Annotated in this window: 21 protein-coding genes and 1 tRNA gene; 5 read left to right on the top strand and 17 right to left on the bottom strand. The window is 68.0% G+C overall.

Annotated features, from left to right (window positions below; all coding sequences use genetic code 11):
* Nucleotides 1–42: 42 nt before the first annotated feature.
* The 7 genes from ACW18A_RS08435 to ACW18A_RS08465 form a co-directional block, all read right to left on the bottom strand.
* Nucleotides 43–2,034, bottom strand: coding sequence for an acetyl/propionyl/methylcrotonyl-CoA carboxylase subunit alpha (locus ACW18A_RS08435; RefSeq protein ID WP_492024305.1), 1,992 nt, complete (start codon nucleotides 2,032–2,034; stop codon nucleotides 43–45).
* A 53-nt stretch (nucleotides 2,035–2,087) separates the two neighbouring features.
* Entirely contained in the window at nucleotides 2,088–2,450 is a 363-nt protein-coding gene (locus ACW18A_RS08440) for a hypothetical protein (protein WP_492021284.1), read from the bottom strand.
* Between the two features lie 31 nt (nucleotides 2,451–2,481).
* Nucleotides 2,482–3,381 carry an enoyl-CoA hydratase-related protein gene (locus ACW18A_RS08445; protein ID WP_492021285.1) on the bottom strand — a complete coding sequence of 300 codons (900 nt, stop codon included), beginning with the start codon at nucleotides 3,379–3,381 and terminating at the stop codon, nucleotides 2,482–2,484.
* A 14-nt stretch (nucleotides 3,382–3,395) separates the two neighbouring features.
* Nucleotides 3,396–4,988, bottom strand: coding sequence for a carboxyl transferase domain-containing protein (locus ACW18A_RS08450; RefSeq protein ID WP_492021286.1), 1,593 nt, complete (start codon nucleotides 4,986–4,988; stop codon nucleotides 3,396–3,398).
* A gap of 64 nt (nucleotides 4,989–5,052) precedes the next feature.
* Nucleotides 5,053–5,472, bottom strand: coding sequence for a J domain-containing protein (locus ACW18A_RS08455; RefSeq protein ID WP_492021287.1), 420 nt, complete (start codon nucleotides 5,470–5,472; stop codon nucleotides 5,053–5,055).
* A 28-nt stretch (nucleotides 5,473–5,500) separates the two neighbouring features.
* Nucleotides 5,501–6,334 carry a division plane positioning ATPase MipZ gene (locus ACW18A_RS08460; protein WP_492021288.1) on the bottom strand — a complete coding sequence of 278 codons (834 nt, stop codon included), beginning with the start codon at nucleotides 6,332–6,334 and terminating at the stop codon, nucleotides 5,501–5,503.
* Between the two features lie 272 nt (nucleotides 6,335–6,606).
* Nucleotides 6,607–7,278 (bottom strand): SPOR domain-containing protein, encoded by a 672-nt coding sequence (locus ACW18A_RS08465; protein WP_492021289.1) that lies wholly within the window; start codon nucleotides 7,276–7,278, stop codon nucleotides 6,607–6,609.
* A gap of 84 nt (nucleotides 7,279–7,362) precedes the next feature.
* On the opposite strand from ACW18A_RS08465, the gene panC reads away from it, so the two are divergent.
* Nucleotides 7,363–8,217, top strand: a complete 855-nt coding sequence (gene panC, locus ACW18A_RS08470; protein ID WP_492024371.1) for a pantoate--beta-alanine ligase — start codon at nucleotides 7,363–7,365, stop codon at nucleotides 8,215–8,217.
* A gap of 34 nt (nucleotides 8,218–8,251) precedes the next feature.
* Here the strand turns inward: panC and ACW18A_RS08475 are convergent, their stop codons facing one another.
* From ACW18A_RS08475 to gor, 4 genes are all read right to left on the bottom strand, one after another.
* Nucleotides 8,252–9,022 carry a chorismate mutase gene (locus tag ACW18A_RS08475; RefSeq protein ID WP_492021290.1) on the bottom strand — a complete coding sequence of 257 codons (771 nt, stop codon included), beginning with the start codon at nucleotides 9,020–9,022 and terminating at the stop codon, nucleotides 8,252–8,254.
* A gap of 282 nt (nucleotides 9,023–9,304) precedes the next feature.
* On the bottom strand, nucleotides 9,305–9,892 hold the full coding sequence (locus ACW18A_RS08480; RefSeq protein WP_492021291.1) for a prephenate dehydratase domain-containing protein: 588 nt from the start codon (nucleotides 9,890–9,892) through the stop codon (nucleotides 9,305–9,307).
* Nucleotides 9,889–11,259 carry a class II 3-deoxy-7-phosphoheptulonate synthase gene (locus tag ACW18A_RS08485; protein WP_492021292.1) on the bottom strand — a complete coding sequence of 457 codons (1,371 nt, stop codon included), beginning with the start codon at nucleotides 11,257–11,259 and terminating at the stop codon, nucleotides 9,889–9,891. Before ACW18A_RS08485 ends, ACW18A_RS08480 begins: the two co-directional genes overlap by 4 nt.
* 39 nt (nucleotides 11,260–11,298) lie before the next feature.
* On the bottom strand, nucleotides 11,299–12,693 hold the full coding sequence (gene gor / locus ACW18A_RS08490; RefSeq protein WP_492024372.1) for a glutathione-disulfide reductase: 1,395 nt from the start codon (nucleotides 12,691–12,693) through the stop codon (nucleotides 11,299–11,301).
* A 334-nt stretch (nucleotides 12,694–13,027) separates the two neighbouring features.
* On the opposite strand from gor, the gene ACW18A_RS08495 reads away from it, so the two are divergent.
* Nucleotides 13,028–13,987 (top strand): hypothetical protein, encoded by a 960-nt coding sequence (locus ACW18A_RS08495; RefSeq protein WP_492021293.1) that lies wholly within the window; start codon nucleotides 13,028–13,030, stop codon nucleotides 13,985–13,987.
* A gap of 19 nt (nucleotides 13,988–14,006) precedes the next feature.
* On the opposite strand, the gene rpiA is transcribed toward ACW18A_RS08495, so the two are convergent.
* Both rpiA and glmU read right to left on the bottom strand, forming a co-directional pair.
* Nucleotides 14,007–14,693 carry a ribose-5-phosphate isomerase RpiA gene (gene rpiA / locus ACW18A_RS08500; RefSeq protein ID WP_492021294.1) on the bottom strand — a complete coding sequence of 229 codons (687 nt, stop codon included), beginning with the start codon at nucleotides 14,691–14,693 and terminating at the stop codon, nucleotides 14,007–14,009.
* 169 nt (nucleotides 14,694–14,862) lie between these two features.
* The gene (gene glmU, locus ACW18A_RS08505; protein ID WP_492021295.1) at nucleotides 14,863–16,212 is read right to left on the bottom strand and encodes a bifunctional UDP-N-acetylglucosamine diphosphorylase/glucosamine-1-phosphate N-acetyltransferase GlmU; all 1,350 of its coding nucleotides are present in this window, start codon (nucleotides 16,210–16,212) and stop codon (nucleotides 14,863–14,865) included.
* A gap of 67 nt (nucleotides 16,213–16,279) precedes the next feature.
* Between glmU and ACW18A_RS08510 the strand changes: the two genes are divergently transcribed.
* Nucleotides 16,280–16,996 carry an HAD-IA family hydrolase gene (locus ACW18A_RS08510; protein ID WP_492021296.1) on the top strand — a complete coding sequence of 239 codons (717 nt, stop codon included), beginning with the start codon at nucleotides 16,280–16,282 and terminating at the stop codon, nucleotides 16,994–16,996.
* 169 nt (nucleotides 16,997–17,165) lie between these two features.
* Here the strand turns inward: ACW18A_RS08510 and ACW18A_RS08515 are convergent, their stop codons facing one another.
* On the bottom strand, nucleotides 17,166–17,306 hold the full coding sequence (locus tag ACW18A_RS08515; protein WP_492021298.1) for a hypothetical protein: 141 nt from the start codon (nucleotides 17,304–17,306) through the stop codon (nucleotides 17,166–17,168).
* A gap of 126 nt (nucleotides 17,307–17,432) precedes the next feature.
* On the opposite strand from ACW18A_RS08515, the gene ACW18A_RS08520 reads away from it, so the two are divergent.
* Together ACW18A_RS08520 and ACW18A_RS08525 are read left to right on the top strand one after the other, a co-directional pair.
* Entirely contained in the window at nucleotides 17,433–18,722 is a 1,290-nt protein-coding gene (locus ACW18A_RS08520) for a dicarboxylate/amino acid:cation symporter (RefSeq protein ID WP_492021299.1), read from the top strand.
* 74 nt (nucleotides 18,723–18,796) lie between these two features.
* A tRNA-Val gene (locus ACW18A_RS08525) sits at nucleotides 18,797–18,871 on the top strand.
* A gap of 84 nt (nucleotides 18,872–18,955) precedes the next feature.
* On the opposite strand, the gene ACW18A_RS08530 is transcribed toward ACW18A_RS08525, so the two are convergent.
* The 3 genes from ACW18A_RS08530 to ACW18A_RS08540 all read right to left on the bottom strand — a co-directional run bounded on the left by ACW18A_RS08530 (nucleotide 18,956) and on the right by ACW18A_RS08540 (nucleotide 24,735).
* On the bottom strand, nucleotides 18,956–20,593 hold the full coding sequence (locus ACW18A_RS08530) for a M28 family peptidase (protein WP_492021300.1): 1,638 nt from the start codon (nucleotides 20,591–20,593) through the stop codon (nucleotides 18,956–18,958).
* Between the two features lie 167 nt (nucleotides 20,594–20,760).
* On the bottom strand, nucleotides 20,761–22,293 hold the full coding sequence (locus ACW18A_RS08535; protein ID WP_492021301.1) for a methyltransferase regulatory domain-containing protein: 1,533 nt from the start codon (nucleotides 22,291–22,293) through the stop codon (nucleotides 20,761–20,763).
* Between the two features lie 48 nt (nucleotides 22,294–22,341).
* Entirely contained in the window at nucleotides 22,342–24,735 is a 2,394-nt protein-coding gene (locus ACW18A_RS08540) for a pre-peptidase C-terminal domain-containing protein (protein WP_492021302.1), read from the bottom strand.
* Nucleotides 24,736–24,784 lie beyond the last annotated feature (49 nt).

Here is a 24,784-nt window from a genome sequence, read left to right on the forward strand (position 1 = left end):
CGCTGCGCTGCGACCACCCTCCCCCGAGGGGGAGGGAGAAAGTCAGGTCTTGGCCTCGACTTTGGCCAGCACCGCATCGGCCGCCACCTGATCCCCGACCGCGAAGCCGATCTCGCCGACGACGCCGTCGAAGGGGGCGGTCAGGGCGTGCTCCATCTTCATCGCTTCCAGCACGATGATCGGCTGGCCCCTGGTCACCGTGTCACCGGGTTTCGCGGGCGTGGCCACGATCTTGCCGGGCATGGGCGCGCGGAGGGCGCCATCAGAGGCAGAGCCGCCCGCTGCGCGGTCCGCCACGCCGCCGCGCCAGGAGACGCTGATCGCCTCGCCTTCGGCGAAGAGAATGTCAGTGTCGTCGTCACCATAGGCCCAGTTGAAGACGCGGTCGCCGACCAGAACCTGCTGGTTCGACACCTCTGCCGGCATCCGGTCGGCGCCGATCAGCCATTTGAAGCCATCCTCCGTATCGGTCAGGACGGGCCTGACGACGGGCCTGCCTGCGACCCGGGCGGCGTAGCTGGCGCTGGGCGGACCGTTCAGGCGGAAGCCGAAGGTCGCGCCTGGCAGGCCTTCAAACGGCGAGGCCCGGTCAGCGCCCTTGTAGCAGGTGCGGGCGTGCCACTCGTCCTCGGCGGTCAGTGCGATGGCCGCAGCTTCGATGGCCGGATCGTTGGCAGCCACCAGGGAGTCCGCCTCGGCCGCGATCAGGCCCGTGTCGACGTCGGCGGTCACGAAACGGGGATGACGCAGCAGGCGCGTCAGGAAGCCCGCATTGGTCCGCACCGGCCAGACCTCGACCTCGCCACAGGCCTGCGCCAGCCGTTCAGCCGCCGCTTCTCGCGTGTCCGCATGCACGATCAGCTTGGCGATCATCGGGTCGTAGAACTGGCTGACCTCGCCGCCCAGCTCCACCCCGGTGTCGATGCGGATGTCGTCGGGCAGGACGAAATGATCCAGCCGCCCGATGCTCGGCAGGAAGCCGTTGGCCGGGTCCTCGGCATAGAGGCGGGCCTCCATGGCCCAGCCGTTCATCGGGATGTCGGCCTGTTTCAGCGGCACCGGCTCGCCGGCTGCGGCGCGGAACTGCCATTCGACCAGGTCGACGCCGGTGATGGCCTCGGTGACCGGATGTTCGACCTGGAGCCGGGTGTTCATCTCCATGAACCAGATGCGGTCGGCCTTCAGCCCGTCGGAGGCGTCGGCGATGAACTCGATGGTGCCGGCGCCGACATAGTTCACGGCCTTCGCCGCCTTCACGGCCGCCGAGGTCACGGCCTCGCGCGTCACGGCGTCCATGCCGGGCGCCGGGGCCTCCTCGATGACCTTCTGGTGCCGGCGCTGCAGTGAGCAGTCGCGCTCGTAGAGGTGGACGACCTCGCCGTGGCTGTCACCGAAGACCTGAACCTCGATGTGGCGGGGCGAGAGGATGTATTTCTCGATCAGGACCCGGTCGTCGCCGAAGCTGGAGGCCGCCTCCCGCTGACAGGAGGCCAGGCCATCGAGGAAGGCCTCGGACGCATCGACGCGGCGCATGCCCTTGCCGCCGCCGCCGGCGACCGCCTTGATCAGGACCGGATAGCCGATGGCGTCGGCCTCGGATTTCAGCCGGTCGGGCGACTGGTCTGCGCCCATATAGCCGGGGGTGACGGGCACGCCGGCCTCGACCATCAGTGTCTTGGCCGCGTCCTTCAGCCCCATGGCGCGGATCGCGGCCGGCGGGGCCCCGATCCAGACGATGCCGGCCGCCATCACGGCCTCGGCGAACTCCGCGTTCTCGGACAGGAAGCCGTAGCCGGGGTGGATGGCCTCGGCGCCTGTCGCCTTTGCGGCGGCCAGCACCTTGTCCGCGACCAGATAGGACTCCCGCGCCGCCGCAGGGCCGATCAGGACGGCCTCATCGGCCTCACGGACGTGCAGGGCCCCGGCGTCCGCCCCGGAATAGACGGCGATCGTGCGGATCCCCATCCGCTTTGCGGTGCGGAAGACACGACAGGCGATCTCGCCGCGATTGGCGACCAGGACGGACTTGAACATATCGACGGGTTTAGAGGGGCGCGAGGCGAGGGTCGAGTGTCGAAGACGCCTCGTCAAATCCGCTGCAGGGCGCGGGCAAACTCGATCGTGCTGAGATCCCCATCCCAGTAGCCCACCAGAGCGGCTTCGTTCAGCCTGATCCAGGCCGAGACGAGCTTGAAATCGGCGCTCACGAGCGGACCTTCGATCACACGAGGCTCGGGCCGCACGCCGACGACAGCCGTGTCTTCGATGATCATCCGATCACCGTGGGGACGGCAGACCTTCACCCGAACATCGTGGCGCTCGTTCCTGTTGGGGCTGACCCAGACGGTCATGGGCAACCCGGTGTCTCGCGGATACAGGTTCGCCATCTCGAAGAGTTTGTTCTCCTGCTCGAGAGTCCATTCAGGCTCGACCGGCTTGTGCACGTTCATCGCGTGAGCCTATCCGATTTTCGCGCCCCGGTCACTCCGCCCAGCGGGCCGGGCGCTTTTCGAGGAAGGCGCGGACGCCTTCCTGGCCCTCGGGCGAGACGCGGGCGCGGGCGATGCGCCTGGCCGTCTCCTCCATCAGGCCGTGGTCGATGTGACGACCGGCGACGTCGCGGACCAGCCGCTTGGCCTCACCCATGGCGCCGGGGGCGTTCTGGGTGAGGCTGTCGGTCAGCATGGAGACGAACTCGTCGATCGAGCCCTCTGGCAGGACCATGTCGATGATTCCGGCGTGGGCGGCGTAGTCGGCGTCAAAGATGTTGGCCGTCAGGAACAGCTGTCTGGCGCGGCGGGCACCGACGGCCTCGATCACATAGGGGGCGATGGTGCCGGGAATCAGGCCCAGCTTGACCTCGGAGAAGGCGAAACGAGACCCTTCGACGGCCACGGCCATGTCGCAGGCGCAGACGATGCCGGCGCCGCCGCCCATGGCTGCGCCCTCGACCAGGGCGACCGTCAGGGCCGGGATGTCGTGCAGGGCCTTGAGCATCTTCGCCAGCATCATGGCGTCTTCGCGATTGTCGCTCTCGGACCAGTCGATGGCGTCGCGCATCCAGTTCAGATCGCCGCCCGCGCTGAAGGTCCCGCCTGCACCGCGGATGAAGACCACGCGGACATTGTCGGCGCCGTGCAGGGTCTCGAACGTCTCGTAGAGGGCCGCGACGGTGGCGGCGTCGAAGGCGTTCTTCTTGTGCGGGCGGTTGATGGTGACGAACACCACGCCGTCGGCGGTGCCGTCGACCTGGACCAGATCATCATTGGCGTCGGGCGCAGGATCGGGCACCAGGGGCTGGGCGATGGCGTTGATCTCGGCCGCCTCGGCATCGGTGATGTCGAGAGCGTTCAGGTCGGATTCGTCGGGTTTGTCGGTCATGGAAGACTCCTCAATCACATCCTGAACACGCCAAAGGTCGTGTCGGCTATCGGCGCGTTCAGACTGGCCGAAATGGCCAGGCCGAGAACGTCGCGGGTCTGTGTCGGGTCGATGACGCCGTCATCCCACAGGCGGGCGGTGGCATGGTAGGGATTGCCCTCGTCCTCGTATTTCTGGCGAACCGGGGCCTTGAAGGCCTCGGCCTGTTCGGGGGTCCAGCTGTCGGCGTCGCGGTGGACGGTGGCCAGCACGCTGGCGGCCTGTTCGCCGCCCATGACGCTGATCCGGGAGTTCGGCCAGGTGAACAGGAAGCGCGGGCCGAAGGCGCGGCCGCACATGCCGTAGTTTCCGGCACCGAAGGAGCCGCCGATCAGGATGGTGAACTTGGGCACGGAGGCGCTGGCGACGGCCGTGACCAGCTTCGCTCCATCTTTTGCGATGCCGCCGGCCTCGTATTTTCCGCCGACCATGAAGCCGGAGATGTTCTGCAGGAAGACCAGGGGGATCTTCCGCTTGCAGGCCAGTTCGATGAAATGGGCCCCCTTCAGCGCACTCTCGGAGAAGAGCACGCCGTTGTTGGCCAGGATGGCGACCGGATAGCCCCAGATGCGGGCGAAGCCGCAGACCAGGGTGGTGCCGTACAGCGATTTGAACTCTTCGAACTCCGAACCGTCGACGATCCGGGCGATGACCTCGCGCACGTCATAGGGGGCGCGGACGTCATCGGGGATCAGGCCGTAGAGTTCGGCCGGGTCCAGCGCCGGATCGCGGGGTTCGCGCACATCCATGTCGACGCGCTTGATGCTGTTCAGATGGCCGACGATGTCGCGCACGATCTCCAGCGCGTGTTCGTCGTTCTCGGCGACATAGTCGACCACCCCCGACCTGCGACCGTGGGTCTCCGCTCCGCCCAGTTCCTCGGCCGAGATGATCTCGCCGGTGGCGGCCTTCACCAGGGGCGGGCCGGCCAGGAAGATGGTGCCCTGGTTGCGGACGATGACCGTCTCGTCCGACATGGCCGGGACATAGGCGCCGCCGGCGGTGCAGGAGCCCATGACGCAGGCGATCTGGGGGATGCCCCTGGCCGACATCTGCGCCTGGTTGAAGAAGATGCGGCCGAAATGGTCGCGGTCGGGGAAGACTTCGGCCTGGTGCGGCAGGTTGGCCCCGCCGGAATCGACCAGATAGACGCAGGGCAGATTGTTCTGTTCGGCGATCTCCTGGGCCCGGAGATGCTTCTTCACCGTCATCGGGAAATAGGCGCCGCCCTTCACCGTCGGATCGTTGGCGACGATCATGACCTCGCGGCCCGAGACGCGGCCGACTCCGCAGATCATGCCCGCGCCGGGTGCCTCGTCATTGTACATGCCATTGGCGGCCAGCTGGCCCACCTCAAGGAAGGGCGAGCCGGGGTCGAGCAGGCGTTCGACGCGGTCCCGGGGTAACAGCTTGCCGCGCGAGACGTGGCGGTCGCGGCTGGCGTCCGATCCACCCCGACCCGCCTTCGCCACCCGTTCGCGCAGTTCGGCGTTCAGGGCGGTGTTGTGGGCGTGCAAGGCCTTGAAGCCCGGCGAGTGCGGATCGATGGCGGAGGTCAGCTTCGGCATGGCGGGATGTTTACGAGCGGTCGCGACGGAAGGCAAAGGCGGACCCTCTCCCAGAGGGAGAGGGTTACCTTCCAAGAAGTCGATCCCGCGCGGCATTCAAACGCGCGGCCAGACCCTCGGTGCCGCCCTGGTCCGGATGGGCGCGGCCCATGAGGCGGCGCCAGGCGGCGTTGATGGCTTCGGGGGTGGCGGCGGCGGAAACGCCGAGGATCGAGCGGGCCTCCGTATCGGACAGGCCGGCGGGGCGCGGGGCGACCGACCGGATCCGTGACGACACCGTCAACCACAGGGCCGCACCGATCAGGGCCGAGCCGCTGATCCACGCGCCCTTCGACAGGGCCAGCGCTCCGCCGGCCAGCATGACGGCTGAAATCAGCGTGGCGGCGACGCGCCACTGGCCCCGACGAGGGCCCTCAGTCTGACGCCCCAGCCGGACCAGGGCCCAGACGCCGATGCCGACCAGCACCAGCCAGATCAGACCCATGAGACAGTTTGCATGTTGTGGGCCCCGGTCAGGCCGCTGCGTCCAGGGCCGGCAGGGTGCCGGCGTCGAGGCCCAGCGACTTCATCAGGTTGCGCATCTCCTGCCGCGCGGCGACGTGGGCCAACGACACGGCCACGGGGCGCACCTCATTGGACAGGTCGGCGACCGTCAGGCCGAAGGGGAAGAGTTCGCGGTAGATGACCCGGTCGCGCAGACCTGGACCGACGCGGAAGCCGACACGCTTGGCCAGCTTCTGGATCTTCTCGTCCAGGCGGCGGCGGTTTCGGGCCTCGGCGACGGCAAGGCGGTTGGTGATGATGACCCAGTCGATGGCGGCCTGGCGGCCTTCCTTGATCGCCCGCTGCTTGCGCGCCTCCCAGACGCTCTCGGAGTAGGTCGATGGCTTAAGCAGGTCGAGGGTCACCGGATCGACCGTGCCCAGCATGTCGAAATCGACGAAACTATCGTTCATCGGGGTGACGATCTGGTCGGCCCGGGCATGGGCAGCGCGGGCCAGGGGCGTGTCACCGCCGGGGGTGTCGATCAGGATCACGTCTGAGTTCCGGGCTTCGGCGAAGGCGGCCTCGAAGCGCGCGATCTGTTCGGCCTCGTCCGCCCTGGCCAGGGCCTTGCCCTCGCCGAGGTCCGGCTCAAGCGGCATGGGCAGGGAGACGCCGTTGGCGGCGGTCCAGGCGGCGCGGTGGGAGAAGAAATGCGACATCGACCGCTGGCGCAGATCAAGATCCAGGATAGCGACACGCCGACCGGCGTGCAGCAGGCCGCAGACGATGTGGATGGCCAGGGTGGACTTGCCCGCCCCGCCCTTCTCATTGCCGACGACGATGACCTGGGGCTGCGTCATGATCTGGTGATCCGAAAGCTGGCGACGACCGACTCACTCGCCAGCCGCCATGGTTCGCCAGAATTGGGGGAGCCGTCCCGTCCGTCAACGAAAGGTTAAGCGACACCTGTGGAGGCTTTCTCTTGGGGCGCTACCGCTCGACGCGCGGCGTCTCGCTGCTTGAGCGCGGATTGGGGCGCTACCGCTCGACGCGCGGCGTCTCGCTGCTTGAGCATTCTTGTTGCGCTAGCGCTCGCGACGCGTTCGCTCGCTGCTTGAGCGCGATGAGGGGATCAACCCCTGCGCAGGCACCCGAGTTGCGCGGCATCGGCGGCGCGACAGACGGCGCGGGCGGCGTTGGCGGGCGCAATGACCTTCAGACGGGTCAGGTCGCGACCATCGACCTCGACAGTTTCGAAGGTCGGAGACAGTCCGGCCACGACTTGGCCTGCGGAGGCGATCCGCGTCCAGGCGGCGCGGGCAGCGCCCGGGCTTGAGAAGGCGCCGAGTTGCAGCGTCGTGCGTGAAGCCGGAGGCGGAGGACCGGCCGCAGGCGTGGTGCGGACAACGGCGCGTTCCACGCGAGGCGTCTGCATCCGGTCCGAGACCTGCTGCACGACGGCGTCTGCCACCATCGGAGCGGCGGCCTCGATCATGGCCGGAGCGGCGCGTTCGACCGCACCACGCAGGCCGGCGTCGCGGGCGTCCCACAGGTCGTGCGGATCCATGACCTCGACCCGAAGCGCGCCGGGGTTCACCACCGCTTCGGTCGCGGCAAGCGCGGGACGAAGGCCGCTCTCGGCCGCGGTGCGCACAGTTCCGCCCCCGCCGTCGAGCGGGATATCCGCCACGGCCTCGGCCATGGACTCAAACCGGTGCGGGTCGCTCTCCACCGGGCTGCACGACGAAGTCGCGAGACCGGCGAGGCCGAGGAGCACTGGACGAAGCATTCTGCTGGGCGTCATAAGCCCCTCATAGCCCGGCAGGTTTTTCCGCCCCGTGCACGAACAGCCTTAAGTCGAACGGTTAACCCGGTAAGCATGACCGAGATCACTCCTCCCCTTCCCATCGCGCGAACCGTCGAGGCACTGCGTACGACCGTCCGCGCGTGGCGTCGTCAGGGGTTCATCGTGGCCTTCGTGCCGACAATGGGAGCCTTGCATGAAGGGCATCTGACCCTGGTGCGCGAGGCCGGGCGGCGCGCGGACAAGGTTGTGGCCAGCGTGTTCGTCAATCCCACCCAGTTCGCCGCGCATGAGGATCTGGGGACCTACCCCCGACGCGAGGCCGAAGACGCCGGGCTGCTGGCGGGCGCCGGCTGCGACCTTCTGTTCGCGCCCACGGTCGACGAGATGTATCCGGAGGGCTTCGTCACCTCGGTTACCGTCGGCGGGCCGTCCCAGGGACTGGAGACGGAATTCCGGCCGCACTTCTTCGGCGGTGTAGCGGTCGTGGTCGCCAAGCTGCTGAACCAGGTCCAGGCCGACATCGCCGTGTTCGGGGAGAAGGACTACCAGCAGTTGATGGTGGTGCGCCGCATGGCCCGCGACCTCGACATCCCGACCGAGATCGTGGGTTCAGCGACCGAGCGCGACGGGCATGGGCTGGCCCTCTCGTCGCGCAACGCCTACCTGGCCGAGGCGGAGCTGGAGATCGCACGCAGGCTGAACGGTGTTCTGGCCGAAGCGGCCGTCAAGGCGGCGGACAGCCGTCCGCTCGCTGCGGTCGAGCGCCAGGCCTATGCCGACCTGTTGAAAGCCGGGTTCGAGAGGGTGGACTATGTGGCCGTGCGTCGGTCCGAAGATCTGGCCGCCTTCCCGAACGGAGTGGTCGACGGGCCGGCGCGGATTCTGGCCGCCGCCTGGCTGGGGACAACCCGGCTGATCGACAACATGGCGGTCTGATCCGGACGATCAGGGCTGTCGTCAGCCGCACTGTCTAGCCGATCGCGCCCACACAACCCTCGGCGTCGCCGGGGATGAGCTCGGCGTCGGTCAGGGCCAGGGTCCAGCCGTGGTGGGTGTTCAGGCCCCAGCGACGCGCGCCGCCGCCGTCGCCGGCGTCTCCGCCCGCCGAGACCACCACGCGACGGCCCCTGGGCAGGGCCGCAGGGTCGATCTTGCCGACGGCCAAGGAGGTCGGCTGACCGCCGGCCGAGCCGAAGCCGTCGAACACGCTCAGCGACGACCAGTCACGACGCAGACCGACCCACCAGGAATCGTCGGTGTTCACGGCCAGCACGGCCACGCCCCTGCCCTCGGCGGCGAAGGCGAGCGCGGCCTGCGGATCGCGGACCATGCGAATGGCGGCGGCCACGCCGAAGCGGCGGCGGGCGCCGTCGAAGGCGCGGGTCGGGTCGGTCGGGGCCCAGACCTGGACCTGAAGCTGGCCCTGACGCGCCAGACCCCAGCCGACGATCTCCCGCCACAGGCCTTCAACGGCCGTCAGGTTCTCGGGATCGGCCTTCGCCATGACGCGGCTCAGCACAGCCTGCTCACGGTCGGGGCGCAGTTTGGTGTGTGGGCCGTGGGGGGCGTCCTTGGCCAGACCGACCCTGGCGGCGATGGCGAGGCGGCGCTGGAACAGGGCCAGAAGCTCGTCGTCGACGAGGTCGATCTCGTGACGCAGGGCGGCCAGGGCTATCTGCTCGGGCGACAGGTCTGCGGGGTTCACGTCGGGCCAGACTGGCTGGAGGTTCGAATTCGGCATGGGATCTGGGCTTTCACGGATTGTATTTCGATCAGGGGCGAATGGGTGCGCCGCCGCCCTGGTTGAGGGCGGTCGCCGGCGAGGCTGTCAGGAGCGGGGGTCGCTCGAGGCCTCAGCCGGCGTATCGAAAGCCGTAAAAATAGGTGCCAAAATAGCAGGCAGCCACGCGCGAACGGAGCGAAAGGGTCGAAAGCGAAGCGCGCAGCGGGGACATGGGTCGAACCGGTTGTTCGGATCGGTGGCGATCCGTCGGCCCTTAAGACACGCAACGATCGTGCGGCGTCAACCCGGCTCGCGGGCCAGGAGAACAAATCGCGTGCGATTGTCGTCGGAATCCTGAAGATCGTTGCGCAGAACCGTCAGTCCATAGACCTCGGCGGCGGCCACCGGCGCGATCGCGGCGCGACTGCGATCGCCCAACCCGGCCACCTCGCGAGCGGCCCCCGCTGTGTCGAAGACCTCGACGATCTCGACGCCCATCTCAGCCAGGGTCCGGGCGCACTGGCGGAGCGCGACGGGATGACTGGCCACAGTCCGAATCTGCTCGATCGCCGTGCCTTCGACGGCCATCAGCGCCATACGGATGGGTCGCCAGGCATCGCTGACAACGAACAGTCCGGCCTCGGCCACGAGGGTGGCGGCGGGCTCCACGACGCCGATGGTCGAGTTCTCGACCGGAATCAGGGCGCAGTCGCAGTCGCCTGATTTCACAGCCGTGATCGCCTCGGCGAAGGTGGCGAACGGCACGTGCACATCCCAGGGGCGCAGCTCGACACAGGCCTCATGGCTGAAGGCGCCGGGCGCGCCCTGGAAGGCGGTTCGCCCTCCCCGGTGGTCGCCCGGGGGTCTGCCGATCGCGGCGGCCGTCACGCCGCCTTCGACTTGTTCAGGCGACCGGACTTGAGACGCTCGGCCACCAGGAAGGCCAGCTCAAGCGCCTGGTCGGCGTTGAGGCGCGGGTCGCAGTGGGTGTGGTAACGGCTCGACAGGTCGTCCTCGGACACCGCCTGGGCCCCGCCCAGGCATTCGGTGACGTTCTGGCCGGTCATCTCCAGATGGACGCCGCCGGGGTGGACGCCCTCGTGTTCGGCCACCTCGATGAAGCCCTTCACCTCGCCCAGGATGCGGTCGAACGGCCGGGTCTTGTAGCCGTTGGAGGCCTTCAGGGTGTTGCCGTGCATGGGGTCGATCGACCAGATGACCTTCTTGCCGTGGGCCCGGGCGGCCTTCATCAGCCGCGGCAGGCGGTCATGAACCTTGTCGTGGCCGAAACGGCCGATGATGGTCAGACGGCCCGGGATGTTTTCCGGGTTCAGGGCGTCGATCAGCGGCAGCAGGTCGTCCGGCTCCATGGTCGGGCCGCACTTCACGCCGATCGGGTTCTTGATGCCGCGCATGAACTCGACGTGGGCGCCGTCCAGCTGACGGGTGCGCTCGCCGATCCACAGCATGTGGGCCGAGGTGTCGAACCATTCGCCGGAACCGCCGTCCAGACGCGTCAGGGCGCTTTCGACGTTCAGCAGCAGGGCCTCGTGTGAGGTGAAGACCTCGACGCGGCTCAGGTCGGGATGGGTCTCGGGCGTGACGCCGACCGCCTCCATGAAGGCCAGGGCCTCGGCGATCTTCTCCGCCAGTTCGCGATACTGGGCCCCCACGCCGCCGTCGGCGAAGCCCTGGGTCCAGCGATGGATGTTGTAGAGGTCGGCATAGCCGCCGCCGGCGAAGGCGCGCAGCAGGTTCAGCGTCGAGGCCGACTGGTTGTAGGCCTTGAGGAGACGCTGGGGATCGGGAATCCGCTCCTCAGGCGTGAAGGCCGAGCCGTTGATGTTGTCGCCGCGGTAGGACGGCAGTTCGACGCCGTCGATCTCTTCTACCGGCGATGAGCGCGGCTTGGCGAACTGGCCGGCGATGCGGCCGACCTTAACCACGGGCTTGCGGCCCGCGAAGGTCAGGACCACGGCCATCTGCAGGATCAGGCGGAAGGTGTCGCGGATGTTGTCGGTCGAGAACTCCTTGAAGCTCTCGGCGCAGTCGCCGCCCTGAAGCAGGAAGGCGTCGCCGCGTTCGACCTGGGCCAGTTTGGCGGTCAGGCTGCGGGCCTCGCCCGCGAACACGAGCGGCGGCAGGGCGCGCAGCTCGTCCTCGACGGCGGCGAGGGCGAGGGCGTCGGGATAGTCCATCGGCATGTGCACGATGGGTTTCTGTCTCCAGGATTCAGGGGTCCAGCGCTTGGTCATGGTGTCAGGATAGGCTTCTCGCGCTTGCGAGACAACAAATCAGCCGGCGCTCGTTTCCTGCGGCTGCTTGACCTTCAGGGTCACCAGCTCCTCAGCCATGGTCGGATGGACGGCGCAGGTGGCGTCCCACTGGGCCTTGGTCAGTCCGGCCTTCACGGCGATGGCGGCCAGCTGGATCATCTCCGGAGCCTCTGGCCCGACGATGTGGACGCCCACGACGCGGTCGGTGTCGGCATCGACGACCAGCTTCATCAGCACCCGTTCGTCCGAGCCGGCGAAGGCGTATTTCATCGGCCGGAAGCGGGTGACGTAGACGTCGACGCCCTTGGAGCAGGTGTGACGCGCCTCGTTTTCCGACAGGCCGACCGTGCCGACCGGCGGCTGGGAGAAGACCGCGGTGGCGACGGCCTCGTAGTCGAAATGCTGAGGATTGTCGCGATAGACGGTCTCGTGGAAGGCGACCGCCTCGCGGATGGCGACGGGGGTCAGGTTCATCCGGTCCGTGACGTCGCCGATGGCCCAGATCGTGTCGGCGGTCGTCTTCGACAGGGTATCGACCTTGATCGCACCCTTCTCGTTCAACTCTACGCCGGCGGCCTCCAGACCCAGGTCCACAACGTGCGGGACGCGGCCGGTGGCGAACATGACCACGTCGGTCTCGATCTCCATGCCGTTCTCAAGCACGTTCACGAGGCCGGTCGCGGTCTTTCTGATCTCCGAGTGCTGGCAGCCGAGGATGACCTTGATGCCGCGCTTCTCGATCTCTCCGGCCAGATGGGCGCGCACGTCGTCGTCGAAGCCGCGCAGGATGTTCGGACCGCGATAGATCAGGGTCGTCTCGACACCCAGCCCGGCGAAGATGCCGGCGAACTCGACCGCGATATAGCCGCCGCCTGCGATCAGAATGCGCTTCGGCAACTCCGGCAGGTGGAATGCTCCTTCAGAGGTGATCGCATGTTCGATGCCCGGCAGGTTGTCCGGCATCCAGGGCCGGCCACCGGTGGCGATCAGAATGCGTTCGGCGGTGATCGTCTGGTTCTTTCCCCCCTCGCCCTTTTTTAGGATCTCGACGGTGTGGGCGTCCTTGAGGACGGCGCGGCCGTGGATCAGTTCGACCCCGGCCTTGCCGAGGTTGGCGACGTAGATGCCGGACAGGCGGGCGATCTCGACATCCTTGGACTGGATGAATTTCGGCCAGTCGAAACTGGCCTCCACCGTCCAGCCATAGCCCTCGGCCGTCTCGAACTGGTGGGCGAAGTCAGAGGCCATGACCATGAATTTCTTGGGCACGCAGCCCCGGATCACGCAGGTCCCGCCGACGCGGTGCTCCTCCGCGATAGCGACCTTCTTGCCGCCCAGCCCCGCCAGACGCGCGGCGCGCACCCCGCCGGATCCGGCGCCGATAACGAAGAGGTCGTAGTCGTAGTCGGCCATGGCGATCTCGAAGCGGACGGAAAACACCGTCCGAAGCGTCCGAAGCGTCCGGAGGGGCCGGACGTCGCTGGCGGCGTCGGCGGGTGGATTTAGGCGCCGCTGACACTCGGGACAAGCGCCCCAACCGCTTCAGCTCGAGGCCTCGGGGCTCCCTCCCCGTCCTGCCGCGATGGCAGGGCTCGAACGGGCCGGCGTCGGGGCCTCCGGAACGCGCTCTTCGCGGGTCGCACCTGTCGCTTTCCGGCCACGGCAAGCGCGTTGAATCGGTCGCAGTTGAACAACCACAGATCAGTGTTAGCGTCATCTCCGGGACCTGTTCAGGAGAGACACCGTCATGCTTACGCTCGCAGCCCTGGCCGTCATGGCCACACTGTCGCTCGAGGGCGACGCCAACACGTCGAACCGACCGATCCAGGTCGCGCCACAAGTCGCCCAGACGGGCGAGCCTGTCCGGCTGGAGGACATCGAGGTCACGGGCCGGCCGCTGGACACCCTGATCAACACCTTCGTCAACGAGGTCGCTGCGCCCGCCAATCGGCGCAGCCTGGCCCGCTGGCAGGGTCGGGTCTGCGTCGGCACGGTCAACCTCAGCAGCGAGGCGGCCCACTATATGATCGACCGCGTCTCGACCGTCGCCGATGACATCGGCCTGGACGTCGGCGCGCCGGGCTGTAGGCCCAATGTCATGATCGTCGTCGCGGACAACGCGGACGCGACGACCGTGGCCCTGACCGAGAACCGCCGTCGGATGTTCCGCATGGGCGGATCGGGCATGGATCGCGGCAGTCGCGCCTTCGAACAGTTCCAGACCTCGGATGCGCCGGTGCGCTGGTGGACCCTCAGCGCACCGGTCGACGCGGAGACCGGGGCGATCGCCACGCGGATCCCCGGCGAGTGCTTAGGCTCCTGTAGCGGGCCGGAAGACTACGCCCCCGTTGTCCGGGTCGCCTTCGCCTCGCGTCTGACGACCCAGATCGTCGACCGCATCCTGCGCACCATCGTGGTGGTGGATGTGGACCAGGTCGCCAATGTCTCGCCCCGGCAGCTGGCAGACTACGTCTCGATGGTCGTGTTTGCCCAGATCGATCCGGAGGCGGACACCCGCGACTACGCTTCGGTCCTGAACGTGTTCGAGTCGCCGGACACGGCCGAGGGTCTGACGCAGTGGGATCTGGCCTATCTCGAAGGCCTGTATCAGGCGCAGCGCACCCGGCTGAACACGCGGGCCGCCAACAGCGAGATCGCCAGTTCGATCCATCGCGCCCACTCCCGTCTGAACAGCGCCGAAGACTAGGTTCCGCGCGGCGTGGAGGTCAGGGCAGCCTGATCTCCACCCCGGCGTCCGTGCCGATAATCGCCTCGTCGGCGAGGTCGAGGAACAGGCCGTGCTCGACCACGCCGGTGATCAGCTTCAGGTCGTCGGCGAGCCGGACAGGGTCGTGGATGGCCCCGCAGTTCACGTCATAGATCAGATTGCCGCCGTCGGTGCGGACCACGCCCCGGTCCGCCTGACGCAGGCGGGCGGGCATGGCGATGTCGTGATCGACCAGGACATCCATGATGCGGTTGGCCGTGGCCTTGTGGCCGAAGGCGACGACCTCGATCGGCAGGGGGAAGGTGCCCAGAACCGGCACGACCTTGGCCGCGTCGGCGATGACGATGCAGTGGTCCGAGGCCTCCCACACCAGTTTCTCGCGCAGCAGGGCCGCCCCGCCGCCCTTGATCAGGGCCAGGCCCGGCCCGACCTCATCGGCCCCGTCGACGGTCAGGTCGATGCGGGACACGTCGTCCAGGGTCGTGAGCGGCAGGCCCAGCTCGCGGGACAGATCGGCCGTCCTCTCCGAGGTCGGGACGCAGCGCAGGCCGCTCAGATTCCGCGCCGCCAGGGCCTTGACGAACCAGGCGGCGGTGGAGCCGGTGCCCAGGCCAACGACCATCCCGGCCTCGACGCGGAGAGCGGCGGCCTCACCGGCGATCTGTTTCTGGAGGTCTGCGCTCATCGTCCCTCTCCCGTGGGGAGAGGGCTTGAGCGCCCGAGAGCGCAGCGATCGGTCTTGCGCGAAAGGGTGAGGGGTAGAGGCCAACCGGTGAGGGCGAACCCCTCACCCTTTCGGCTGGACGCATCGCTGCGCTCTGCGAGCCTCAAGCCCTCTCCCGCCGGGAGAGGGATCATGATCTGCTCTCCTTCTTCGCCTTGGCCTTGTCGCGGAAGGCCGCGCCGGCGCCGTCCTTGTTGACCTGACGCGCGCGCGCCAGGGCGAGGGCCTCGGCGGGGACGTCCTCGACGATCACCGAGCCCGAGCCGACGATGGCGCCGGCGCCGATGGTGACCGGCGCGACCAGCGATGAATTGGAGCCGACGAAAGCCCCCTCGCCCACCACCGTCTTCGCCTTGTTGAAGCCGTCGTAGTTGCAGAAGATCGTGCCCGCGCCGATGTTGGCGCCCGCCCCAACCGAACCGTCGCCGAGATAGGACAGGTGGCTGGCCTTGGCACCCTTCTCCATGCGGACGTTCTTCACCTCGACGAAGTTGCCGACCTTCACATCCTCGCCCAGGTCCGCGCCGGAACGCAGGCGGGCATAGGGTCCGACCTCGGCGCCGGAGGCGATCGTCGCACCCTCGATATGGCTGAAGCTGCGGACGCGGGCCCGTTCGGCGATGGTCGCACCCGGGCCGAAGACGACGAAGGGTTCAATGATTGATCCGGCCCCGACCCGGGTGTCCCAGGCGAAATGGACCGTGTCGGGTGCCGACATGGTGACGCCGGCGGCGAGGAAGGTTTCGCGCTGGACCTTCTGGAACAGGGCCTCGGCCTGGGCCAGTTCGGACTGGGCGTTGACCCCCATGACCGAGTCCTCCGACGCCATGGTCACCCGGGTCGGTTCGCCGCGCTTGCGGGCCAGTTCGACCACGTCGGTCAGATAGTATTCGCCCTTGGCGTTGTCGTTCCGGACCTCGGCCAGGAGGGAGAAGAGCAGGCCCACGGGTGCGGCCATGACGCCGGAATTACAGGTGGTTATGGCCAGAACCTCAGCCGACGCCTCCCTGGCCTCGGTGATGGCGGCCAGGGTGTCGCCCTCCACGACCAGACGGCCATAGGCACCGGGATCGGCGGCCTCGAAGCCGATGACGGTGACGCCGTCGTGCGTCTGGAACACCGCCTCGATGTCGGCGGCGCGCAGCAGGGGCACGTCGCCATAGGTGACCACCACCTGGCCGATGAAGTCGCCCAGCACGGCCTCGGCGGCGCGGACGGCGTGCCCGGTGCCCATTGGCGGGTCCTGAACGGCGACGGCGTCCTCCCCGAGCCGCGCGACGACATGGGCGCGGACCTCCGGAGAGTGGGCACCGACGACGACGACGATCCGCTCGCAGTGCAGGGCCTCGGCCGCGTCGATGGCGTGATCCAGCATGGCGCGATGGCCGACCGGGTGCAGCACCTTGGGCAGGGGCGACTTCATCCGCGTCCCCTGGCCGGCGGCGAGGATGATGGCGGCTCTTGGATGGGGTGTGGTCATGAATCGGTCCGGGGTCTAGTCACGCGCCGTGGTCTAGCCCATCGGGACGGCCGACGGGAGACGACTGATGATCGAACGCGACCTTGAAGGCTGGACCCTGGCCTTCGATCTCGACGGCACCCTGGTCGAGACGCATGAAGATCTGGTCGGGACCCTGAACCGGATGCTGGTGCTGAAGGGCCTGCCGCCGGCACCGATGGAGAGCGCGCGGGAGTTGATCGGCGGCGGGGCCCGCGCCCTGCTGACGCACGGCTTCGAACTGGCCGGAGCGCCGGTTGAACAGGCGAACGCACCCGCCCTGTTCGACGCCTTCATTGCCGACTACATCGAGCATATCGCCGACCACTCCGCCCCGTTCGAGGGCGTGGTCGAGACGCTGGAGACCCTGGCGGCGCGTGGTGCGACCCTGGTCGTCGTGACCAACAAGCGTTCGGACCTGTCGGAACTTCTGCTGGGCAGGATCGACCTGACCCGCCATTTCGCCGCGATCGTCGGACCGGATCGGGTCAGTGCGAGGAAACCGTCCGGCGCGCATCTGATCGAGGCTGTGAAATCGGTCGGCGGCGATCCCGGGCGCGCCATCATGGTCGGCGACGCGGCCCCGGACATCGGCTGTGCAAAGGATGCCGGCGTGCCGTCCATCGGCGTGACCTTCGGCTATACGCCGATCACGATGGAGGATCTGGAGCCCGACATCATCGTCGACGCCTTCGAGGACATCGAGGAGGCCGTCGATATGATCGTGGTCGAGCACTATGTGACGCGGGCGCTGGCGGCAGTCTGAGGCAAGACGCGCAGCCTAACCCGATCTTCAGACCTTGATGCGAAGCTTCCCCTCCCGAAAAGGAGAAGCCTGTGTTCGGAGAAATTCTCGCCTACCTGCATCGTCACAACCGCGTGGCGCTGACCAGTGCATTCATCCTGACCCTGGTCGCCGTCGCCCAACTGATCGGCTAGCCGACCTCGAGCTTCGGAGTGCCCTGATCCGCCCTGGCCGCGTCGAACGCCGCGCGCGATGCCTCGATCCGGCGCTCGGCGAGGCGGAACGGCGCGGAGACGATCCTGCAGTGTACGGGATGCCGAACGTGGGTCATTGACCCCTCTCCGTCCGGGCGAGGGAAGAAAATCTAAACCCGCAAGCAGAACTCCTGAGCCCCTTCCGCGTTGCGATCCCGACCGGCGGCGAACATGTTGCGGGCTCATCCCCGAAAGTCGCCGTCATGCTCGCTCGTTTCTTCGCCGTTCCCCTGTGGCAGCGCACTGCCGCAGGGTTCGCGCTCGGCATCGTCGCCGGATTGATCCTGAGGGAGCAGGCCGAGGTCTGGCTCCAGCCGATCGGCGACATCTATCTGAACCTGATCCGGATGGTCGTCGCGCCCCTGGTGCTGTTCACCATCGCCAGCTCTATCGCCAAACTGGGCGAAGGCGCGGGTGCGATCCGGCTGGGGGCGCGGACCATAATGTGGTTCGCCATTACCTCCTTGCTGGCCGTGCTGGTCGGGTTCGCCTTCGGGCATCTGATCAATCCGGGCATGGGGCTGGCCGACCTGCCGCTGGGCGAGGTGCGCGAGCGCGAGATTCCGACTCCGCTGGACGTGCTGATCGGCATCGTCCCGACCAATCCGTTCGCGGCCCTGGCCGAGGGCAAGGTGTTGCAGATCATCTTCTTCTCGGCGCTCGTCGGGGCGGCGCTGGTGGCGCTGGGCGACCGGGCCCAGACGGCGCGGCGGTTCGTCGACGAGGGCGCGGCCATCGTGTTCCGCATCGCCCGCTGGGTGATCCAGCTGACGCCCTTCGGCGTGTTCGGCCTGATCGGATCGGTCGTCGGCGGCTATGGCTGGGAGGCGCTCTTGCCGCTCGGCAAGTTCATCATCGCCATCTATGCGGCCTGCCTGTTCCACATCCTGATCGTCTATTCGGGCCTGCTGAAACTGCACGGACTGAAGGCGACGGCCTTCTTCCGCGGTGCCTTCGCGGCCCAGCAGACGGCGTTCGCGACCTCCTCGTCACTGGGCACATTGCCCATCACCCTGCGCCAGACCGTGGAGCGGCTCGGCGTGCCCCAGGCCTATGCCGCCTTCGCCGTGCCCCTGGGCGCCAGCGTCAAGATGGACGGCTGCGGTGCCATCTATCCGGCCATCGCGGCCATCTTCATCGCCCAGTATTTCCAGATCGAGCTGTCGATCACCCAGTATGTCCTGATCGGGCTGACGGCGGTGCTGGGATCGCTGGGCACGGCCGGTGTGCCGGGCACATCGATCGTCATGCTGACCCTGACCCTGTCCACCGCCGGCCTGCCGCTGGAGGGGATCGGCTATATCGTCGCCATCGACCGGATCATCGACATGATGCGCACCGCGACCAACGTCACCGGTCAGATGCTGGTCCCCGTGCTTGTCGCCAGGGAAGAGGGCATCCTGAACGAGGGGATCTACAACGGGCATGTCGCCTGGCTGCCGGGGGACCCGGACGCGGAGACGCCGGAGGGCGTGCGGGCGGCCGGCATCTGAGGCTTGCCTCTGATCGGGGAGCGGGCTATGTCCGCGCCTCCCCGCTTTGGCACTTCGCTTTCGGGGCCCGAGATGGATGCTTAGCTCAGCGGGAGAGCACCTCGTTCACACCGAGGGGGTCGCAGGTTCAATCCCTGCAGCATCCACCATTTTTCTGGCGGGCAGCCGCCACACCAACCCTGCCCGCGGGGTTTCGGTTCGAGGCAAGAGCCTCTCTCCTCCATCCGTCTCCCTCATTCCTGTCGTGAAGCCGCGCTGGCTTGTCGCACGCCTTCGAATTCGTTTCCCGGCGTCCAGGCCGGCCAGTCGCGCCCGTTCGCCAGATCGCGGCCGACCCGGTAAAGCAGTTGCACGTCCTGGGCCGCGCCTTCCATGGACCAGTCGGAGGACCATTCGTCGGTCGGCTGGTGATAGCGGTCGCGGACATAGGCGCGGCTGGCGTCCGAGGCGCCGGTGAAACCGGCCGCAGCGAACAGGGCCGGGACGCCCATCTTCGCCAGCGGGAAATGGTCCGAGCGATAGAAGGCGCCGACCTGGGGGGCCGGATCGGGGATCAGGGACCGCCCCTCCTCCGACGCCAGATCGGCCAGCCGGTTCTGGGCGTCGGTCTTGCCGAAGCCGATAACGACGATCTCGGACGACGCCGGGCCGGGAAGCAGGCTGTCCATATTGATGTTGACCACCGTGGTCTCCAGCGGAACCAGCGGATGCGCCGCATAGTAGTAGGCGCCGAGCAGCCCCGCCTCCTCCGCCGCCCAGGACACGAACAGGACCGACCGGTCGGTGCGCGGGGCCTCGGCGTAGAGCCGGGCCAGCTCAAGCACCGCAGCCACGCCCGTGGCGTTGTCCACGGCACCGTTATAGATGTCATCGCCCGCCGCATTGGCGACGGCGCGGCCATAGGCGTCCCAGTGGGCCCCGTACAGGACAGTCTCGCCCGGATAGCGCCTTCCCGGCAGACGCGCAGCGACGTTGCGAGTGGTCAGGCGACTGAAGGTCTGGCCAAGGTCGAGGGACATCGTCACCCCCTCCAGCGCCACCGGGCGGAAGTCCGATGACTGGGCCGCTGTCTTCAGAGTCGCATAGTCGAGGCCCGCCGCTGTCATCAGCCGCGCCGCCTGGTCCTGCTGGATCCAGCCCTGGGCCTGCACCCGCTCACGCTCGGGATCAGCGCGGACGATGTCGAGGCCGGGCGCGGTCGAGGAGTTCTGCAGGGTGTTCCACGGATAGCCGGCGCCCGCCGTCTCGTGGATCACGAAGACGGCCGCCGCCCCGCGCCGGGCCGCCTCCTCGAACTTGTAGACCCAACGTCCGTACCAGGTCATGCCCTGGCCGTCGAAACGGTTCGCCGTGGGGCTGTCAGGCGCAACCTCGAAGTCCGGGTCGTTGACCAACATCAGGACGACCTTGCCGCGCACATCGACGCCCTTGAAGTCGTCCCAGCCGCGCTCCGGCGCGTTCACCCCGTAGCCGACGAAGACGACCGGGGCATCGGCGATGGTGATGTGGGGCTGAGGGCGATGGCTGTTGGCGATGATCTCCGCGCCGCGCTGGAGCGTGATCGTCTCCCCGCCCGCCTTGGCCGTGATCACCGCCGGCCCGTGCTGGACGAAGCGGTTGATCGGCACGGTCTGGAAATACGTCCCGCCGTCGCCTGCGGGTTCGAGGCCGAGGGCGCGGAACTGGTCGGCGATCCAGGTCACCGACCGCTCCTCGCCCGCCGTGGTCGGGGCGCGGCCTTCCAGATCGTCGCCGGCCAGCACTGCGACGGCGGCGTTCAGCCGGTCAGGATCGATCCGGCCTTCCTGTGCGATGGCTCCTGAGGCGGAAACGAGGCAGGCGGCGAGGACGGCGAGACTGACACGAGACACAGGCGACACTCATTCACGGACTGCGGGATGTCGACCCTGACCCACCGGGTCCGCGCTGTCGAGCGAGAGACGCGGGCCGGAGTTGACCGAGGAGGAGCGGCCGCTCCTCTCAAAACTGCTGCCGTCGATGGACACCCGGGTGCCGCCGACGGGATGCCGGGCCTGATCTAGAGGATCGCCAGCGCCCGATAGAGCGGGACCGTCTGGTCCAGAAAGCGGCGCGCCATGTCGCCGAGCACCGACAGATTGTCGTCGCGGGTGACCAGGTCCTGGCCGCTGCGAACGGCGCGCTCGTTGGTTGTCTGGAACACCTCCCGGACGGACAGGGCGATCGCTTCGGTCGTGCGCGCACCGGCCAGCCAGGCGCGCAGGAACAGCTGGGCCGACCGGGGGGTCAGGATGCCGCCGCCGGTCGTCGGCGAGGCCATGTGGTTCAGGTGAGGGCCGGTCACGGCGCGGTCGAGGACGAGACGGTTGTAGGCCGCGCATCGCGCCCGGATTTCGGGGGTGAAGGTCTGGGCGGGGCGCAGCACGCCCATGCCGACGAGGTTGATCAGGGCGGCGAGCACGTCGCTACGCCTCAGGCCGGAAACACCGGGCGCGGCCATGAGTCCGGTCGTGGTCTTCGGACAGAAGTCCTCGCTGGCCAGCGCGAGCGCAAGCGGACCGTAGGTTGCCTCGGACAACACGACCTCCCCCTGCGCGCCCCTGAGCTGGAAATCGATCTCGTCGAGCCCGCAGGCGAGGACGAAGGCCTGGGCGTCGAGGCCCGTCGCCTGTTCGGCGGGTGACAGTGTTCGAGCGGCCTTCGCGAAGACGTCGGGCCGGAACTGCTGGTTGACGAGGAAGTCGCGGACGGACTCCCGCAGGACCGTATCCTTCTGCCGGTCCAGCAGGGCCAGGCCGGCCGGCGGGAGGTGAATGGCGTTCACCCGATCCAGCAGGCGGGCGGAGGTGACGAAGCCGAGATCCGCCTCCGCCAGGGCCTGCGCCACCTCCGAGAAATAGGGGACGTGCCAGTCGGCGTTCAGATACTCGTGGCCCAGATACTGCGGCCCGACCCTGCGCAGGGACGCGGCATGGCTCGCGGCGGGGCGGCTTTCGGCGAAGAAACGGCCGTCGGCGGCGGCGACATCCTCCATGAACTCGAGCGCCGCCTCGATCCGGGCTTCGGGGCCGCCGCCTGACCGCGCGGCATGTCCCAGTTTCAGCAAGTGACGGACCGGCGATCGCGAGGCCCAGCCGGGCTGGCAGTTGTAGCTCAGATAGACCACGCCGCCGGGCTTGAGCCGGTCCCGTAACAGCTTGACGATGACCCGACGGCTGTCGTCCGAGACCCAGCTCCAAACCCCGTGCAGGGTGATGACGTCGAACTGCGGCAGGTCGTCACGCGCCGCGAACGTCCCGAAATCCTGGGCGTCGAGCTGCACCGCGCCGCCGAACGACGCCGCCAGTTCGCGGGCGTGCTCGACATGGGCCGGGTTGATGTCGACGCCCCAAAAGTCGCCGTCGTTGGCGGCGGCGTGAACCGCCAGCGACACCCCCTGCCCCATGCCGAGCTCGAGACAGGTCGGTGCCTCGGGCACGGCGACGTCCACGCCCGCGATCAGGCCGCAGAACCGCAGATGGGCCGGGCCCAGCTCGTGATAATAGCCGGCCGTGTATTCCAGCTCGGCGTAGTGGCGATCGGGCGCACCCATCCAGACCTCCTGCACCAGTCGGGCCCCGAGAGGCGAGGCCCGTCTGGCTCAGTGTGAGCCGGCGTTGAAGCCGGTCGACGCCAGGCGCAGGACCACGTCGTCGACCTGGACCCCGCCCCGGTCGATAACGAGGTTCTGATAGTTGCGCTGGCCGTCCCTGGTTTCGGCCTCGACGTTCTCGACCTCGGCCACGAACTGGCGACGCAGGTAGGTGGCCAGTTCGCCGGCAGTGACCATGCCGTCGCCGTCGACGTCGCCGGCTCCGGCCAGACCTGCGCGAAGGAAGTGGGACAGATAGCCGCCGGCCTCGAACTTGTCGGCCACGGCGCTGGTCAGGTCTTCTTCGGACGAGAACAGGCCCATGACGCCCGGGCGATCCACAACGTTGCGCGCGAAGCCGCCGGAGAAGCAGCTGTCGAGCACGAGCAGGGACAGGCGGGTGTTCAGGCCAGCGAACAGTTCGGCCATCTCCTGATCGGTGATCTCGCCGTCGCGCAGGACGATCGATTCCACGAGGCCGTCCGGCTCCAGCGCGCTGGCGGAGGCGTCTTCCTGGCTGCCGTGGCCGGAGAAGAAGAACATGAACATGTCATCAGGCCCGGCCTGACGCGCGACCTGCTGGAAGGCGCGACGCACACCGCCGACCGTGGCCTCGGCATTGGTCAGGACGACGCTGGAGGGGTTCAGAACCCCGCCGCGCTCCAGGGTCTCGGCCAGCTTCTCGGCGTCTTCATCCGTATACGGAAGATCGCTGGCGACATCGCCGTATTCCGAGATACCGACCATGATGGCGAAGACACGCGGGCCACCCTCGACCGAGGCCTGACGCGGCGAACCCTGGCTGGGACTGACCGAAAAACGGTAGGAGCCGGTCTCGCCGGCGGCGTAGGAGGTGACCATCACCTGATACTCGCCGTCCTCCTGGATGACCGTGTCCAGGCGGCTGTTGGTGCCGTCCTCGCCGTCGTCGTTGTCAATCTGTTCGCCCGATGGCGTGGTCAGGATGATATAGGCGTCGAAGGCAGAAGACGTCAGTTCCGCCGCCACCCGCTGACCGCGACGGCCGGAGAAGGTGAAGGTGTCGACATATTCACCGCTGTCGAGCTGCTCGTCGCCAGACTGCAGCGCGCCGCCGACCGTGTCGCCGATCGAGATAGAGCCGCCCTCGACATCCTGACGCCCGCCCCGATCCTCGACATAGGAGTCCTGACGCGGCCGGCCCTGCGACTCGCGACCATCGGCGGCGAAGACGCCGAGGCGATAGGCCCCTGCCTCGCCCGACGCATAACTGGTGGCCGTAATCTGGTAATCGCCGTCCTGCGGCAGGGTGACGAACAGGCGGCTGTCCAGCGCGCCGTCGCCATCGGGATCGTCGTCGTTGAACTCCGACAGGCCGGGCCCCTGGATCGCGACATAGGGATCGAAGGCGGAGGACGCCAGGCGCAGATCCAGTTGCTGACCGCGACGCCCGCGCAGGGTGTAGGTGTTGAGGTATTCGCCGCTGTCCAGCTGACGGTCGCCCTGCCCCAGGTCGCCGTTGACGGTCTGACCGACCTGGATCGAGCCGTCGGCCTGACGCGCCGGCGGCTGATAGTTCTGCTGCGGCGGACGCCCGCCCCCGGAGTAGGGCGCACGTCCACCCTGCTCGGCCAGGATTTGATAGCGGCCGGTCTCGCCCGAGCCGAAGCTGGTCGCGGCAACGGTCACGACCCCGTCGGCAAGGGCGGTAAAGGTCAGGCGGCTGTTGCGGCCGCCGCGCTGGCCCGGATCATCGTCGTTATCCTCGCTGAGGCCGCCGGGACCGCGCACCATCAGATAGGCGTCAAAGTCGCTGGCATCGAGGCTGACGGTATAGGTCTGGCCGCGCCGGACCTGCAGGTCCCAGTCGTCGGCGAACTCACCCGACTGAAGCGTGCGATCGCCCCGGGCCAGGGCACCGGTTGCGGAACGATCCGGCTGCAGAGCGCCGCCCCCGGCGTTTTGCTGACCGCGTCCGCCGCTGGCCTCGGCATAGGCACCGCGCCCGCCGGCGTTTCCGGCGCCGCTCATCGACAGGCTGTAGCGGCCGCTCTCGCCCGACTCATAGCTGGTCGCCGTGATCCGATAGGTCCCGTCGGCGGGCAGGCGCACATCGAGGCCCGCATTGGTGCCGTCGTCGCCTGAGTCGTCGTTGTCTTCCTCAAAATCGCCCGGGCCGCGGATCATCAGATAGGCGTCGAAATCGTCCGAACGCATGACTACCGAGAGCGGCTGGCCCGCCCGGCCCTGGACCTCATAGACATCGACAAACTCACCGGAATCCAGCTGGTCGTCTCCGCGCGACAGATCGCCCTGAACCGAGCCGCCCGGCTGCAGCCGCTGCTGGGCGATGGCCGGACCCGTCAGCAGCGGCGCGGCTGCCAGCGACAGCGAAAGCGCTGTGGAAAAAAGAACTCTGCGCATGACGACTCTAACCCCCGAAAGACCGCCGGACATTGCCCCCTGCCCGGCA

It is taken from the genome of Brevundimonas sp. AVps5 (genome assembly GCF_058681515.1).

Bases quoted from the DNA above. Each gene is read 5' to 3' on its own strand.
- ACW18A_RS08540 (WP_492021302.1), bottom strand. From the start codon at position 24,735: ATGCGCAGAGTTCTTTTTTCCACAGCGCTTTCGCTGTCGCTGGCAGCC.
- ACW18A_RS08455 (WP_492021287.1), bottom strand. From the start codon at position 5,472: ATGGGTCTGATCTGGCTGGTGCTGGTCGGCATCGGCGTCTGGGCCCTG.
- ACW18A_RS08495 (WP_492021293.1), top strand. From the start codon at position 13,028: ATGCTTACGCTCGCAGCCCTGGCCGTCATGGCCACACTGTCGCTCGAG.
- ACW18A_RS08515 (WP_492021298.1), bottom strand. From the start codon at position 17,306: ATGACCCACGTTCGGCATCCCGTACACTGCAGGATCGTCTCCGCGCCG.
- ACW18A_RS08465 (WP_492021289.1), bottom strand. From the start codon at position 7,278: ATGACGCCCAGCAGAATGCTTCGTCCAGTGCTCCTCGGCCTCGCCGGT.
- ACW18A_RS08475 (WP_492021290.1), bottom strand. From the start codon at position 9,022: ATGCCGAATTCGAACCTCCAGCCAGTCTGGCCCGACGTGAACCCCGCA.
- rpiA (WP_492021294.1), bottom strand. From the start codon at position 14,693: ATGAGCGCAGACCTCCAGAAACAGATCGCCGGTGAGGCCGCCGCTCTC.
- ACW18A_RS08435 (WP_492024305.1), bottom strand. From the start codon at position 2,034: ATGTTCAAGTCCGTCCTGGTCGCCAATCGCGGCGAGATCGCCTGTCGT.
- ACW18A_RS08460 (WP_492021288.1), bottom strand. From the start codon at position 6,334: ATGACGCAGCCCCAGGTCATCGTCGTCGGCAATGAGAAGGGCGGGGCG.
- ACW18A_RS08510 (WP_492021296.1), top strand. From the start codon at position 16,280: ATGATCGAACGCGACCTTGAAGGCTGGACCCTGGCCTTCGATCTCGAC.
- glmU (WP_492021295.1), bottom strand. From the start codon at position 16,212: ATGACCACACCCCATCCAAGAGCCGCCATCATCCTCGCCGCCGGCCAG.
- ACW18A_RS08440 (WP_492021284.1), bottom strand. From the start codon at position 2,450: ATGAACGTGCACAAGCCGGTCGAGCCTGAATGGACTCTCGAGCAGGAG.
- ACW18A_RS08450 (WP_492021286.1), bottom strand. From the start codon at position 4,988: ATGCCGAAGCTGACCTCCGCCATCGATCCGCACTCGCCGGGCTTCAAG.
- ACW18A_RS08520 (WP_492021299.1), top strand. From the start codon at position 17,433: ATGCTCGCTCGTTTCTTCGCCGTTCCCCTGTGGCAGCGCACTGCCGCA.
- ACW18A_RS08485 (WP_492021292.1), bottom strand. From the start codon at position 11,259: ATGACCAAGCGCTGGACCCCTGAATCCTGGAGACAGAAACCCATCGTG.
- ACW18A_RS08445 (WP_492021285.1), bottom strand. From the start codon at position 3,381: ATGACCGACAAACCCGACGAATCCGACCTGAACGCTCTCGACATCACC.
- gor (WP_492024372.1), bottom strand. From the start codon at position 12,693: ATGGCCGACTACGACTACGACCTCTTCGTTATCGGCGCCGGATCCGGC.
- ACW18A_RS08535 (WP_492021301.1), bottom strand. From the start codon at position 22,293: ATGGGTGCGCCCGATCGCCACTACGCCGAGCTGGAATACACGGCCGGC.